This window comes from Conexibacter woesei Iso977N, from assembly GCF_000424625.1.
Taxonomy (GTDB): domain Bacteria; phylum Actinomycetota; class Thermoleophilia; order Solirubrobacterales; family Solirubrobacteraceae; genus Baekduia; species Baekduia woesei_A.
In genome coordinates, this window is the sequence record NZ_AUKG01000004.1 from 291,658 (window position 1) to 305,685 (window position 14,028).

10 protein-coding genes are annotated in these 14,028 nt (G+C 70.2%); 2 read left to right on the plus strand and 8 right to left on the minus strand.

Going from position 1 to position 14,028, the window contains the following annotated elements; genetic code table 11:
* Positions 1 to 150: 150 nt before the first annotated feature.
* The 4 genes from H030_RS0125865 to rpsA all read right to left on the minus strand — a co-directional run bounded on the left by H030_RS0125865 (position 151) and on the right by rpsA (position 5,582).
* Positions 151 to 2,472: an AAA family ATPase gene (locus tag H030_RS0125865; protein WP_196809274.1), complete on the minus strand. Its 2,322-nt coding sequence runs from the start codon at positions 2,470 to 2,472 to the stop codon at positions 151 to 153.
* Positions 2,473 to 2,696: 224 nt separating this feature from the next.
* The gene (locus H030_RS0125870) at positions 2,697 to 3,353 is read right to left on the minus strand and encodes a lytic transglycosylase domain-containing protein (RefSeq protein WP_027008267.1); all 657 of its coding nucleotides are present in this window, start codon (positions 3,351 to 3,353) and stop codon (positions 2,697 to 2,699) included.
* Positions 3,350 to 3,943, minus strand: a complete 594-nt coding sequence (gene coaE / locus H030_RS0125875; protein ID WP_027008268.1) for a dephospho-CoA kinase — start codon at positions 3,941 to 3,943, stop codon at positions 3,350 to 3,352. Before coaE ends, H030_RS0125870 begins: the two co-directional genes overlap by 4 nt.
* Positions 3,944 to 4,028: 85 nt before the next feature.
* A complete protein-coding gene (rpsA, locus tag H030_RS35305; protein WP_051223761.1) occupies positions 4,029 to 5,582 on the minus strand; it encodes a 30S ribosomal protein S1 in 1,554 nt (517 codons plus the stop codon).
* A 336-nt stretch (positions 5,583 to 5,918) separates the two neighbouring features.
* On the opposite strand from rpsA, the gene H030_RS0125885 reads away from it, so the two are divergent.
* A complete protein-coding gene (locus H030_RS0125885) occupies positions 5,919 to 6,869 on the plus strand; it encodes an NAD(P)/FAD-dependent oxidoreductase (protein ID WP_155892279.1) in 951 nt (316 codons plus the stop codon).
* 4 nt (positions 6,870 to 6,873) lie between these two features.
* Here the strand turns inward: H030_RS0125885 and H030_RS0125890 are convergent, their stop codons facing one another.
* The 4 genes from H030_RS0125890 to H030_RS0125905 form a co-directional block, all read right to left on the minus strand.
* Complete coding sequence (locus H030_RS0125890; RefSeq protein ID WP_027008270.1) at positions 6,874 to 7,155, minus strand: hypothetical protein; 282 nt, start codon at positions 7,153 to 7,155, stop codon at positions 6,874 to 6,876.
* A gap of 99 nt (positions 7,156 to 7,254) precedes the next feature.
* Positions 7,255 to 7,701: a DMT family transporter gene (locus H030_RS0125895; protein WP_027008271.1), complete on the minus strand. Its 447-nt coding sequence runs from the start codon at positions 7,699 to 7,701 to the stop codon at positions 7,255 to 7,257.
* 14 nt (positions 7,702 to 7,715) lie between these two features.
* Positions 7,716 to 10,328, minus strand: coding sequence for a DNA polymerase I (polA, locus tag H030_RS35310; RefSeq protein ID WP_035129835.1), 2,613 nt, complete (start codon positions 10,326 to 10,328; stop codon positions 7,716 to 7,718).
* Positions 10,329 to 10,367: 39 nt separating this feature from the next.
* A complete protein-coding gene (locus H030_RS0125905; RefSeq protein WP_027008272.1) occupies positions 10,368 to 12,374 on the minus strand; it encodes a hypothetical protein in 2,007 nt (668 codons plus the stop codon).
* 164 nt (positions 12,375 to 12,538) lie between these two features.
* Between H030_RS0125905 and H030_RS0125910 the strand changes: the two genes are divergently transcribed.
* A complete protein-coding gene (locus H030_RS0125910) occupies positions 12,539 to 14,005 on the plus strand; it encodes an NAD-dependent malic enzyme (protein WP_027008273.1) in 1,467 nt (488 codons plus the stop codon).
* The last annotated feature ends 23 nt before the right edge of the window (positions 14,006 to 14,028 follow it).

Sequence of the window (14,028 nt, forward strand, 5' to 3'; positions counted from 1 at the left end):
GCGTCAGACATCACCCGCGGCGGATGAACGGCTCACAGAACGTGACTCCATGCCATCTCGGGCGTCGTCGGCCCTGCATCGGTTGCCGCCACGAAGCAGCTCCCGACGAGGAAAGGTGCGAAGGAAGGCGCGTCGATTCGCGGTTCCTTGTCAGGTCCGCTCGGGAAGTGCGGTGGCCTCGGTGTGAGTGGCTCGACACATGCGCTCGAAGTGGTCGGCGTCGACCGCGCGCAGGAATTCCATGCACCGCCGGATCTGCCCCTGGACCGCGCGAGCGTCGAGTACGTCCACGCTCTCGTTGCCCTCGCCATGCGAAAAGCGATTGCAGAAGTCGTAGACGTCGCGAAATGGCTCGCCCTGCCTGCTCTCAACGAGCGCCTCGAGCTGCCGCAGGAAATCCGGACGGTCGGGCACCTTGTAACTGGCGAACACTTCGAGCACGCGACGGGCTGCATTCGGGAGAAGGAACAGGCGCTCGTGATCCTCGGATGCAGCGACGCCGGCCATGACCATCTCGAAGAGATAGGCGTACTCCGAGGTGTTGTTCAGCAAAAGCTCCGGCAGCGCGCCCATCCATGACTTGCGCTCGCCGTCGAGCGAAGTCGCGTACATCTCCATGAACGAAACCCTTGGAAAATGTCGTTCGGCGACATCGCCCTCACGGATCCTCCGCCTCGACTTCGTCCACTGGCTCCTCTGAGACTTGATGAACAGCCGCAACAGGCTGAAATCGTGGGTCAAGACGATGTACTGCCCAAACTTGTTGAGCGTGTCCACCAACCACTGATGAGTTGCGAACAGTGATTCTCGGTCAAGAGAGCTGGACGGATCGTCGATCACCACGATGCGCCGCGACGGTTCGTCGCCCGCTGACTGCTCATCCTCCAACTTCCGCAAGAAGTACAACAACGAAAGCGTCGTCCGCTCGCCCTCGCTGAGATCCTTCCCCGGCGCGTCACCGCGGCGACAGGCGTACGACTTTCCGTCAGCGGTGACCGCGATGCTGAGATGTTCCTTGCCGTAGACGCGGGCAAGATCGCGCGTCAAAATATCGGCCATCGCTTTGGTGGTGAATTGCGACTGGCGAACCTTATCCAGCCGTAGCTCCGCCAAACGTGCCGACTCAACACTAGTCCTGCTCTTGACGGCGCACCTCCTGGCCTGGTCCTCGAGTTCTCGAAATCCCGAGCTGTGCGAGCCGATCAGATGCGCCAGCACGGTCCGCTCGCGGTCCTCGGTGACCTCCCTATGCCTAGCTGCGCGGTCGTTGTGGCCAAGGACCGCCTCGGCTAGCACCGTGGTCGACGGACCACCGCGCAGCAACGAGAAGTCCGGCGCCGTCGGCCTGACGTTAGGGTCGTCAGCCTTGGCCTTAAGCACGCGCTCGACAGCATCCATGACGGCGAGGCGGTCTTGTACTGCCGAAGCCGCACGGTCCAGCGCGCTGCCGTAGACCATTTGGGACTCGCTGTCCATGAGTTCCACGGAGGGCAACCCAGAGTGCCACGACACGAGCCTCTCTCTTGCGCTGAGGACAGAGTCCCGCAAGTTGTTGGCGTTGCCTCGGATCCTGAGCCAGCTTTCATCGAAGTGCTGCGCGAGTTGCAGGCGCCGCTGGTTGGAAATCTCATTTGCACAAAAGAGACAGTGCTCCAAACCATCATGCATCTCAATTCCCTGCTCAACCCACCTCTGTGCCGTCGGGTCATCCTCCAACGCCTGAATGGCAGTCCGGACGGGCGTCTCGGCAAGAAGCTCAGCCAGACCGGCGAGCGCGCCGAAGATGCCGGACGGTGGTTCGGGGATCTCCGGCACGGCAGACGGGGCGCTCTCTCCTAGGCGCTTCAACGCCTCGGCATGGGCGTTGTCGTCAGGGATGTCGCCCCTGTACCTCCGTAGACGATCTTGGACTATGGGAAGCGAGTAGCGATTCTTCGTGTAGTGCTTGAAATCGAACTCCTCGAGCTCAGACACGATCCGATCTTGGACGCGCCTGGCCATCTCGTTGACTTTCCTGTCGGCTGCCCTCTGCTCCCTAGCGGCCTCTCGCGCTCCCTCGTGAAGCTCCTCGATCTCCTGAACGAGCCTTGTCTCTTCCTCTTTGGCATCGATGGCCTCGCGCCCGAGGGACACGATCGCTGACGCGCCGGCCCCCTCCAGGAACTCGGCGAGGTTCTCCTCGACCCACCTGCGAGTGAAGACCGCCATGGCGGGTGAGGGACCGGCTCCGCCAGTTGCGACGGCAGTCCGCCGCCTATCCCCGTCCTCCCACACGATGCCTGTGGCGCAGTCGCCTTCGGCGAGGCTGAGAAGCAACTCGGACAACGTGGACTTCCCACTGCCGTTATGGCCATACATGATCGTGCGTCGTCCGGCTGCGATATCGGCTGGCCAAAAGTCCCTATGCAGGGATCGCCACGAGTCCTTGAGATCGAGCCGGCGAAGCAAGCCTGAGTTCGGAGCTGTCGTCACCCCAATATCCTAAGTGATTGCTGATCGTTGGCACAATTAGCAATCATCAGGCATTCCGAGCTGCGTAGCGAACCCCGAATGTCGACGGAGACTCTGGCAAACGAGCGAGACGCCAGGATCGACAACGCGCCGGTACCGCTGACGTCGGCAGCGCTGACGGTGCGGCCGTGGACGACATAGGTGGCGCTGAGGAGGCGCCTCTGGTCCGCGTGTACCGAGGTCGGCTAGAGGCCGAGCTCGGACCGGTAGGTCGTGCGGTACTGCTTGCGGGCGGCCATGACCTTGGTCACGTAGGAGCGGGTCTCGCCGAAGGGGATGGCGGAGATGTTGAGCGACTTGTCCTGGGCCTTGGCGGCCGCGACCCACTTGTCGACGTTGCCCTCGCCGGCGTTGTAGGCGGCGAGCACCAGCGGCACGTCGTCGCCGTAGCGCTGCATCAGGTACTTCAGGTAGTACGCGCCGTAGGCGATGTTGACCTGGGGCGTCCCGAGGTCGCTGACCTGGAACGCCGTCCCGCCGGACTTGTGCGCGATGTACTGCGCGGTCGCGGGCGTCAGCTGCATCAGGCCCTTGGCCCCGGCGCTGCTCGTCCGGCCGTCGATGAACCGCGACTCCGCGTAGATGACGCCGGCGATCAGCGCCGGATCGAGGCCCTTGTCGCGCGCCTGCTGGCGGATGATGTCCTCGTGGCGCAGCGGCAGCGAGATCTCGGTGACCGCATGGTGGAACGCGGGCCTCAGCGCGAGCACCGCGCACACCGCCAGGACGATCGTCGTGGCGATCGCCATCAGGCGCCGGCGCCGGATCTGCGCGACCGACGCCCCGCGGCGGGCGGCTGCCGGCTGACGCCGGCGGGAGGCTGTCGCGGTCCGGGTGCTCATCGGGAAGCCGTCAGCTTGCCAAGCACGGAGGACAGCGTGGTCTCGAGGTCAGCTTCCGTACCGTCGTTGTGCACCGCGAAGGTCGCTCTTTGCGCCTTCTCGTCCTGGGACAGCTGCCGCGCCGCGCGCTCGTCGACCGCCTCGTGACCGCGCGCCGCGGCCCGCGCCGCGCGCACCGACTCGTCGGCGATCACCGCGATCGTCGCGTCGTACATCTCGTGCATCCCGGCCTCGAACAGCAACGGCGTCTCCACCACCGCTGCCTTCGGCGCCGGGTCCGCGCTCTCCTGCTCGACCCGGAACGCCCAGACGCGCGCGCCGACCAGCGGCCACAGCAGCCTCTCCAGCCACTCGCGCTCGGCGGGCGTCGCGAACACGTGCCGGGCGATCGCCCCGCGGTCGGCGCTGCCGTCGGCGGCGATCACGTCGTCGCCCCAGCGCTCGCGGATCGCGCCGAGCACCTCGTCGGACGTGTACAGCTCGTGGACGACCGCGTCGGTCGAGATCGTCGCCGCGCCCAACCGCCCCAGGGCGGCCAGCGCCGTCGACTTCCCGGATCCCAGCCCGCCGGTCAGCCCGACGAACGGCACGCGGAAACGACCGACGGCCGCGCTGTCTGCGCGGCCGTCGGCGTCACTCTTGTCTGGCGGATCTGCGGCCACGAAGCCGCGGCTCCTAGGCCTCCGGCTCGGCGTCGGCCTCGGCCGTGGGCTCGTCGCCCTCGGCGTCGGCGGCGCCGGCCTCGTCGGCAGCGGCCTCCGGCTCAGCGGCGGCCTCCGGCTCGGCGGCGGCCTCCGGCTCAGCGGCGGCCTCCGGAGCCTCGTCGGCCTCCGGCGCCTCGACGGCGGCGTCGTCCGCAGCCTCGATCGGCAGGCCCGACTCCTCGGCAGCGGCCTCGGCGATCGCCTCGGCGTCGGCGTCCTCGACCTCGGCCACCTCGGCCACGTCCGCGGGCGCGTCGCCACCGGCGAACACGTCCTCGCTCAAACCCAGGTCCGCGACGTTGTCGAGGTCACCGGCCGTGGCACCCTCGGCGGCGGCCGCAGCTGCGACCTCGCCCGGCGCCGGCAGCCCGGCCTCACGCGCACGGACCTCGCTCGGCAGGATCTGGCCCTCGACCCGCTTGATCGACAGCGACAGGCGCCGGCGCTCGGAGTCGATCTCCAGGATCTTGACGCGCACGACGTCGCCCGGCTGGACGACCTCACGCGGGTTCTCCACGTGGTGCGCCGCGAGCTCGGAGATGTGGACGAGGCCCTCGACGCCGTCGAGGATCTCGACGAACGCGCCGAACGTCACGACCTTCGTGACCGTGCCCTCGAGCTCGTCACCCACGTTGTAGGTGTCGACGACTCGCTGCCACGGATCCTCCTGGGTCTGCTTGAGACCCAGCGAGATGCGCTGTCTGTCGCGATCGATGTCCAGGACCTTGACCTGAACGGTGTCCCCGATGTTGAGGATCTCGCTCGGGTGGTTGACGTGCGACCACGACAGCTCAGAGATGTGGATGAGACCGTCGATGCCGTTCAGATCCACGAACGCGCCGAAGTCGACGATGTTCGAGATGACGCCCTCGACGACGAGGCCGGGCTGCAGGCGGTCCAGGATCTCCTGGCGCTGCTCCTTGCGCTCCTCTTCCAGCACGGCCCGTCGCGACAGGACCACGTTGTTTCGCGACCGGTTTAGCTCTATAACCTTGCACTCGATCGGTTGCGACATGTACTCGTCGAGGTTCGGAACCCGACGGATGTCGACCAGCGAGGCGGGCAGGAAGCCGCGGACACCGAGGTCCACGATCAGGCCGCCCTTGACGACCTCGATGACCGTGCCGGTGACGGGCTGACCCGACTCGGCGGCGGCCTCGATGTTGCGCCAGGCCTTCTCGAAGCGCGCACGCTTCTTGGAGACGATCAGGCGGCCGTCCTGATCCTCCTTGGTGAGGACGAGGGCGTCGACCTCTTCGCCGAGCTCCACCTCGTCATGCGGATCCACGTTCTTGCGGATCGAAAGCTCGTTGGAGGGGATGACCCCCTCGCTCTTGTAGCCGATGTCGACAAGGACTTCGTCGTTGTCGATGCGGACGACCTTGCCGCTGACGACGTCGCCCTCTTCGAAGAGCGAGAACGTCGCGTCGTAATTCGGGACGATGTGACCGTCGATCTCAAGCAGCAAGCCATCGCTGCCTTCGACGATCTTCGCCTCGGGAGTTGGTGTAATGGTCTGGGTCATGTGCGACCAGGGAGGGTAGCGCGAAACGGCACTTGGACGGCGGCCGGGCAGCCGTCGCGAACCCCGGCTACGATCGGGCGTCGCATGCCGGTTCGCGCGACGAAGAGAGGGGCTGAGCGAACGCCGCTCGCCGGGGACTACGACGTGGTGATCTGCGGAGCCTCCTTTGCGGGCCTCGCGGTGGCCCGTGAGCTGGCCGGATCCGGCGCTCGGATCATCGTCGTCGACCGCTATGAGATCGGCGAACGGCAGACCTCGGCGTGCGCCGCGCCGACCGAGTGGCTGGACAACCTCGGGCTCGGCCCGTCGATCCGCCAGACCTTCCGCGACATCGTCGTGCACCGTCCGAGCAAGACGCATCGCTGGACGCTGCCGTGGACGTTCTCGACCTTCGACTACCGCCAGCTGTGCGAGTTGCTGGCCGCTCAGGGCGATTTCACGTTCGACACGGCCAAGGTCGACGGCATCACGCGCGGGACCGTCCACACGGTCCACACCGACCGCGGCGACCTGCGCGCGCCGCTCGTCGTCGATGCGCTCGGCTGGCGCCGCGTGCTCAGCGAGCAGAGCGCCAAGGCGATCCAGCCGCCCAACGCGCGGCTCTCGCGCGGGCTCGAAGTGCACCCGCCCGCGACCGGCGACGACCTCGAGCTGTGGCTCGACCCCAAGTACATCGTCCCCGGCTACGCGTGGGCGTTCCCGGCCGCGGATGAAGTTCGAACCGGGGTCGGTTCGTTCGATCCGCGCCTGCACGTCAAGGAGCCGACGGTGCAGCTGGCCGACGACCTCAGGATCGGGACCGAGGGCGGCTACCAGGGCAACTGGATCCCCCATCGCCTGCGCCCGTCGACCGGCGACGGCGTCTTCTTCGCCGGCGACAGCGCCGGCCACTGCCTGCCGACGACCGCCGAGGGCATCCGCACCGCGCTCTACTTCGGCCTCGCCTGCGGCCGCGAGCTGCGCGCCGTGATCGAGGGGCGCCAGACCCGCGAGCAGGCGCTGACCCGCTACGGGTCGTTCAGCGCCGACCACAGGTGGGCGTTCGACTGGCTGTGGCGCGTGCAGTCGATCGTCTCGGGCATCAACAGGTACCCGGCGATGGACACGGCGCTGGAGCTGATGCGCTCGCCCAGGACGATCCGCTGGGCGTTCACGCACTACCTCAACATCGCGCCGCCGTCGTTCGCCCTGGAGGGCGCGCGGCCGTGGGCGAGGGAGCCCTGGACGGCGGAGACGCCGCGTCCGGCCGGGCCCGACTCGGGCACGGCGCTGCCCGCTGCGGCCTAGCCGCTCAGAACCCGCGGCGCTCGCGGGCGTGGACGAGGCGCGGGTCCTTCTCGGGGGCCGGCGCCCTGCTGTGCCTGCTCGTCCACGCGCGCACGCAGAACAGCACGAGCAGGATCGCGACGACGATCGTCAGCGCGACCGAGTCCCCGGGCGCGAAGGCGCCGAGCGCCGCGAAGAACGCGTAGGCCGCGATCACCCCGATCGCCAGCACCCAGAACGCGTCGACCGCCGTTCGCGTCGCGGCCGGGTGGTCGCGCAGCGGATGCGGGAGATGGACGGCGGACATGGCGGACCTCCAACGTGACGGACTTCGCTCGTGCGGATCGTAACGAGCCTGCCCCGCCGCGCGCAAGTCCTGCGCGTTCGCGGCGGGTCGCCGCCGCGCCTAGCGCTTGACGACCAGCAGGACGCCCGCGCCGAGCAGGACGATCCCGAGGAGGCGGGTCGCGTCGATCGGCTGCTTGTCGACGCCGAACCAGCCGAACTGGTCGATCAGCACCGCCACGAACAGCTCGCCCGCGATCGTCGTCGCGATCACGCCGCCGGTCCCGAGCGTCCGGACGCTCAGCAGCGCGCACGTCACGTAGCCCGCGCCGAGCACGCCGCCGGTCAGGTAGATCCACGACGACACGTCGCCGGCGTGGCCGACCCGGGCCAGCCCGCCGCGCGCGACCGCCGCCGCGACGAACAGCACGAGCGTCCCGATCAGGAACGACACGAACGCGCCCTGCAGCGCGCCGACCGCCTTGCCGAGCCCCGAGTTGATCGGCGACTGCAGCGCGATGAACCCTCCGGCGACCACCATCAGGACGGCCGCGAACCCGCGATCCATTGTTGTAGGCCTCGCTACTTCGCCTCGAGCCAGGTCACGCCGACGCCCGCGTCGACGTCCAGCGGCGGCGTCCGGTCGCCCCACGGCGCGAGCATCTCGCGCTCGACGAGCGCCTTGACCTGCTCGGCCTCCTCCGGCGGGCCCTCGAACAGCAGCTCGTCGTGGATCGTCAGGATCATCCGCGTCCTCAGCCCGGACCGCTTCAGCTCCCGGTGCACGCCGATCATCGCGAGCTTCATGACGTCGGCCGCCGTGCCCTGGATGACCGTGTTGACCGCGAGGCGCTCGCCCAGCGTGCGCACCTGGTAGTTGCGCGCCCGCAGCTCCGGGAGCTGGCGGCGGCGACCGAACAGCGTCGTGACGAAGCCGCGCTCCTTGGCCTCCTCGATCGTCGTCGCCATGAACGCGGCGACGCGGCCGAAGCGCTCCAGGTAGGCGTCGATGAAGGCCTTGGCCTCCTCGCGCGGGATGTTCAACCGGTCGGCGAGCCCGTAGTCGCTCAACCCGTACACGATCCCGTAGTTGATCATCTTGGCCTTGGAGCGGTCCATCGGCGTCAGCTCCTCGGCGGGCCGCCCGAAGACCTGCGACGCGGTCGCGGTGTGCACGTCCTCGCCGCGGACGAAGATGTCCTTCAACACGGGCTCGTCGGCGATGAACGCCATCACGCGCAGCTCGACCTGCGAGTAGTCGGCCGAGATCAGGACGTTGCCCGGCGCGGCCTCGAAGCAGCCGCGGATCTCGCGGCCCAGCTCGGTCCGGACCGGCACGTTCTGCAGGTTGGGGTTCGTGGAGGCGAGACGGCCCGTGGTGGCTGCCGCCTGCACGAACGTGGTGTGGATGCGCGACTCCTCGTCGGCCACCTGCGGCAGCACGTCGAGGTAGGTCTTCATCAGCTGGTTGAGCTCGCGCCAGCGCTCGATCTTCGGGACGACCGGGTGCTCGTCGCGGATCGCCTGCAGGACGCGCGCGTCGGTGCTGAAGCCCGTCTTGCCGCGGCGCTTGCGCGACAGCCCGAGCTTCTCGAACAGGACCACGCCGAGCTGCTGCGGCGAGCCGATCGTGAACTGCTCACCGGTCAGCTCGAAGATCTCGCGCTCCAGGCCGGCGATCTCGTCCTGGACGCGCACGCGGATCTCCGCCAGGCGCTCCTTGTTGAGGCGGACGCCCTCGACCTCCATGTCGCGCAGCACCGCGACGAGCGGCAGCTCGACCTCGTCGAGCAGGCCGGTCAGGCCGCGGTCGTCGAGCTGCTCGCGCTGCCAGCCGGTCAGTGCCTGCAGCAGCGCGGCCTCGGCGGCCAGCGGCTGGTCGGACTCGACCTTGAAGCCGCGCTCCTCGCACAGCTCGGCGAACGGGAAGCCGCGGCGCGCGGGCTCCAGCAGGTAGGCGGCGAGCAGCGTGTCGTGCGTGAGGTTCTGTGGCACGACGCCCCACGCCTTGGCGTCGTGGGCGATCACCGGGCGGTCGCCGAGCGCGGCGATCAGCTCCTGGGGGTCGTCGAGCGTGCCGACGATCGCCTCCTCCCCCACGCACGCGCCAAAGCGCCAGACGGGCTCCTCGGCCAGCAGCTGGCCCTCGGGGATCTCGGGCGCGATCAGCGCGAGCGCGACCTCGGCGTCGTCGGACCTCTGCGCGAGCGCCCGGACCTCGCCGACGCCGCCCTCGCGGGCGCGCACGCGGACGTTCTCGGGCTCGGCGGGCATCGCGGCGGGGACGCCGGCCTGGTCGTCGGCGGCCAGCGCCTCCTCCAGGCGCGCCAGCGGCGCGCGCAGCTCGAACTCGCGGAAGACCTCGCGCAGCTTGGAGCGGTCCGGCTCCGCCGCCGCTTCCGCCGCCGGGTCGACGTCGACCGGGATGTCGCGCATGATCGTCGCCAGCTGCTTGGAGATCCGCGCGTCGTCGGCGTGGTTGACGAGGTTCTCCCTGCGCTTGGCGCCGGAGATCTCGTCGACCGACGCCAGGACGGTCTCCAAGTCCTTGTACTTGTCCAGCAGCTGGGCGGCGGTCTTGTCGCCGATGCCCGGGACGCCGGGGATGTTGTCGCTCGTGTCGCCCTTGAGCCCGTAGAAGTCCGGGATCGACTCCGGCGGCAGGCCGTAGCGGTCGATGACCGCCTGGTAGTCATACAACTTGGTGTCGGTGATGCCGCGGCCGGTCGCCATGACCCGGACCTTCGAGTCCGGGTCGATCAGCTGGAAGATGTCGCGGTCGCCGGTGACGACGATCACCGGGACGTCCTGGTTGCGCGCCTTCTCGGCGATCGAGGCGATGACGTCGTCGGCCTCGTAGCCGGGGACCGAGACGTTCTTGTAGCCGAACGCCTCGACCAGTGGGCCGAGGTGCGGCCACTGCTCCTTGAGCAGGTCCGGGCGCGACTGGCGCGTCGCCTTGTACTCGGAGGAGATCTCCTTGCGGCCCGAGTGACCCGCGTCCCAGACGACGATCGTCGGCTTCTGCCCGTGCTCGGTCAGCAGCTTGACCAACATGGAGGCGAACCCGAAGATCGTGTTCGTCGGGAACCCCGTCGAGGTCGCGATCGACTCCGGCAGCGCGAAGAACGCCCGGTAGGCCAACGAGCTCCCGTCGATCAAGTACAGCTCTTCGTGGGTGCCGTTCGCCGCCATCCTCCGGACCCTAGCGGGGCGCCCCACCCCGCCGCCGGATCACGGCAGCGGCGCGCTGCGGACCTGCGGAAGGCCGGCGATCTGCGGCGGCGCGATCCAGGCGACGGTGTCGCCGGCGAGCGCGAAGCCGGGCGTGCCGTCGTCGTTGGGGCCGTAGTTGGTGGTGATCGCGCGCAGCGGCGTGGTGAGCGTGCCCGCAGGCGTGAGGCGGCCGGCCTCGACGCCGGCGCCGGTCGCGTCCTGGGCCGTGCCGACGGCGACCGCCCAGCCGCGGTCGCCGGGCAGCGCGGCGGCAGCGAGGCCGAGCACGCCGACGGCGTCGATGCCGATCTCGGCGGCCGGCTCGTCGGCCATGCTGGTCGGCGTGTAGGAGCGCGACGCGATCGCCACCGGCTCGGCGGCGGGCTGGTCGGGGTCGCCGGTCCAGCCGCGCACCACCTGGTGGCCGCGGCCGTCGTCCTCGCGCCAGACGATCAGGACCTGGCCGGCCACGTCGACCGCGAGCGCGGGCGGGTCGGCGGTGACGCCGAACCCGGCCGCGGCCGGCGCGATCGCGCGGGCGGTGCCGCGCGCGCGGCCGTCAGCGCCGAGGCGGGTCAGGACAAGGCGGTCGCCGCCGTACTCGTACGCGCTCGTGACCTGCAGGTAGGTCCCGTCGGGCAGCCGCGCCAGGCGCGTGTCCTGACCGAGGTCCTCGGCGCCGGGGACGTTCACGTCCGGCGCTGCGCGCGTCCCGGTCGCGGTCAGGCGCTCGATCCGCGAGCCGGCGCCAATCGCGAGCGCCGCGCCCGCGGTGCCCGGTGCCTGGGCGACGGGCACGAGCTGGACGCTGTCCGCGCGCGGGCCGTCGGTGGTCTGCGCCGGGCCGGCGCCGTCCAGCGGCGTGGCGCGCGCCGACCAGCCGCGGGCGTCGAAGCCGGACTCGATCGCCAGCGCTCCGGTCCCGGTGGGCGCGAGCCCGACGTCCCAGATGTCCTGACGCCCGGCCATCACCGGCAGCGCGGCGATCGGCGCGGCCGCGATCCCGGCGCCGACGGCGCGGGTTCGGATCGTCCGCCCGTCCGACCAGGCGACCACGCCGCGGCCGTCGGGCAGCGTCGCGCCGACGAGCTGCATCGCGTGCGCGCAGGTGCGGACGCCCGGCCACAACAGCGGCGGGACCGCGCACACTGCGGGCACCGGCGTCTCGGAGAGCGACGGGACCGCGGCTTCGGGCTGGGGCCACGTCGCGCCCGGGTCCGGCGTGGCGACGTCGGCCGGCGCGGGCACGCCGAGCGCGGCGTAGAACGACGCGGGCGCCTTGACGAGCCGCCACGCGCCGCCGCGCTCGCGCTGGGCGAAGAGCGTCTCGGTCCGGGTCGTCGTCCGGCGCGCGAAGCTCCCGCTGCGCGGGCGCGCGACCGCGCTGGTCGTGACTGCCGCGGCGATCCGGGCGCGCGTGCCGCCCGCGCTCAGCGTGAAGCTGCGCAGCCGTCCCCAGCGCGCGGCGGCGCGCGGCCCGACGACCGCGTGGTCGGAGACCAGCGTGCCGCACGCGAACGCGGACGGGACCGGCCGGTGCGCGAGCACCGAGCAGGCCAGGACCGGGTCGCCGGACAGCCCGAGCTGCACGTCGTCGACCAGGCGCGCGAGGCGGGCGCGCGTGCCGCCGCCGCGCGGCGCGGGGTCCGGGAGCGTCGTGAAGAACGCGGTCCCCGGCAGCGTCGCGGTCGCGACGATCCGCCAATGCCCGCCGCGGCGACGCAGGACCAGGCGCGTGCGGCGGTAGACGCCGCCGTCGCTGACGCCCTCGTAGGCCGCGTAGTCGACCACCGCGCGGCCGCGCGAACCGGCGGCCGCGACCGACTCGACGCGCGGCGCGCCGTGCAGCGGGGCGAGCTGGTTGGCCACGTCGCCGGCGCAGCGCGCGCCGGGATGCCCGAGGAGCGCGCAGATCCGCGGCGCGTCGCGGAGGCGGACCGCGCCCAGGTAGGCCTTGACGGTGCCGCGTACCTGCGCGTCGCCGTCTGGCGCCGCGAGCGCGGCCGCCGGGAGCACGAGCGCCACCGCCGAGATTGCTCCGGCGGCTTTCGTCCAGTCCGCGATCCTCACCAGACGGGAGCGTAACGAAGCCACCTGGCAGGACTGGACGAACAGTCCGCGCAACTGCCATACAAGTGTGCAATTGCGGCGCTTCGTCGATGCCCGTCGAACCCCTAGAGTCCCGCTCGATGTCGCCTTCTCCCAGCGCCCAGTACAGCCTGACGATCCGCGTCGAGATCGCCGACCGGCCGGGGATGCTCGGGCTGGTAGCGAGCGCGATCGGAGAGGTCGGCGCGTCGATCGGGTCGATCGACCTGGTCGAGGTCAAGGAGGACGTCCTGCTGCGCGACATCACGGTCGACGCGTCGTCCTCCGAGCACTGGGACGACATCGTCAACGTGGTCGCCGCCCTGGACGGCGTGACCGTCGTCGACACGACCGACCGCACGTTCCTGATGCACATCGGCGGCAAGATCGAGCAGCACAACAAGTCGCCGCTGAAGACGCGCGCGGACCTCTCGATGGCCTACACGCCGGGCGTCGCGCGCGTGTGCACGGCGATCCACGAGGACCCCGACAAGGCGTTCCAGTACACGATCAAGCGCAACACGGTGGCCGTGGTGAGCGACGGCACCGCGGTCCTCGGGCTCGGCGACATCGGCCCGGCCGCGGCGATGCCCGTCATGGAGGGCAAGGCCATGTTGTTCAAGGAGTTCGCGAACGTGGACGCGTTCCCGATCTGCTTGGACACCAAGGACCCCGACGAGATCGTCGCGATCGTCAAGGCGATGGCGCCGACGTTCGGCGGGATCAACCTGGAGGACATCTCCGCCCCGCGCTGCTTCGAGATCGAGGACCGGCTGAAGGCCGAGCTCGACATCCCGGTCTTCCACGACGACCAGCACGGGACGGCGATCGTCACGATGGCCGCGCTGCTCAACGCCTGCAAGCTGACCGGCAAGAACCTGGAGGACCTGCGCGTCCTGATCATCGGCCTCGGCGCCGCGGGCGTCGCGGTGACGAAGATCCTGATGGAGGCGGGCGTGCGCCACATCATCGGTGCCGACTCGCGCGGCGTGCTGAGCACCGACCGCGGTGACTACCAGGACGGCTCGATGACCGGCATGAAGCGCTGGTACGCGGAGGCGACCAACCCGGACCGCCTCGGCGGCACGCCGGCGTCGGTCATCGACGGCATGGACCTGATGATCGGGCTGAGCGGCGCGAGGGTCTTCCCCGCCGACGCGCTGGCCCGGATGAACCGCGACGCGATGGTCTTCGCGATGGCCAACCCGACGCCCGAGGTCTCGCCCGAGGAGGCCGCGCCGTACGCGCGGATCGTCGCGACGGGCCGGTCGGACTACCCCAACCAGATCAACAACGTGCTCGCGTTCCCGGGGATCTTCCGGGGTGCGCTGGACGTCCGCGCGCCGCAGATCACCGAGGCGATGAAGATGGCCGCGGCGCGCGCGATCGCCGACATCGTCCCGGAGTCCGAGCTGCGCGAGGACTACATCATCCCGTCGGTGTTCAACCGCGACGTGGCGCCGGCCGTGGCCGCCGCGGTGTCCACCGAAGCGCGCCGCGCCGGCGCGGACCGCGCGGGCGACACGATCGGGTTCGCGGCGCTGGACATCGAGCAGCTGCGCAGCTGATCCCGCGGGCGGGTCACGCTCGT

Coding starts and splice junctions, on each gene's coding strand:
- H030_RS0125870 (WP_027008267.1), bottom strand. CDS start 3,353: ATGAGCACCCGGACCGCGACAGCCTCCCGCCGGCGTCAGCCGGCAGCC.
- rpsA (WP_051223761.1), bottom strand. CDS start 5,582: ATGACCCAGACCATTACACCAACTCCCGAGGCGAAGATCGTCGAAGGC.
- H030_RS0125890 (WP_027008270.1), bottom strand. CDS start 7,155: ATGTCCGCCGTCCATCTCCCGCATCCGCTGCGCGACCACCCGGCCGCG.
- H030_RS0125895 (WP_027008271.1), bottom strand. CDS start 7,701: ATGGATCGCGGGTTCGCGGCCGTCCTGATGGTGGTCGCCGGAGGGTTC.
- polA (WP_035129835.1), bottom strand. CDS start 10,328: ATGGCGGCGAACGGCACCCACGAAGAGCTGTACTTGATCGACGGGAGC.
- H030_RS0125910 (WP_027008273.1), top strand. CDS start 12,539: ATGTCGCCTTCTCCCAGCGCCCAGTACAGCCTGACGATCCGCGTCGAG.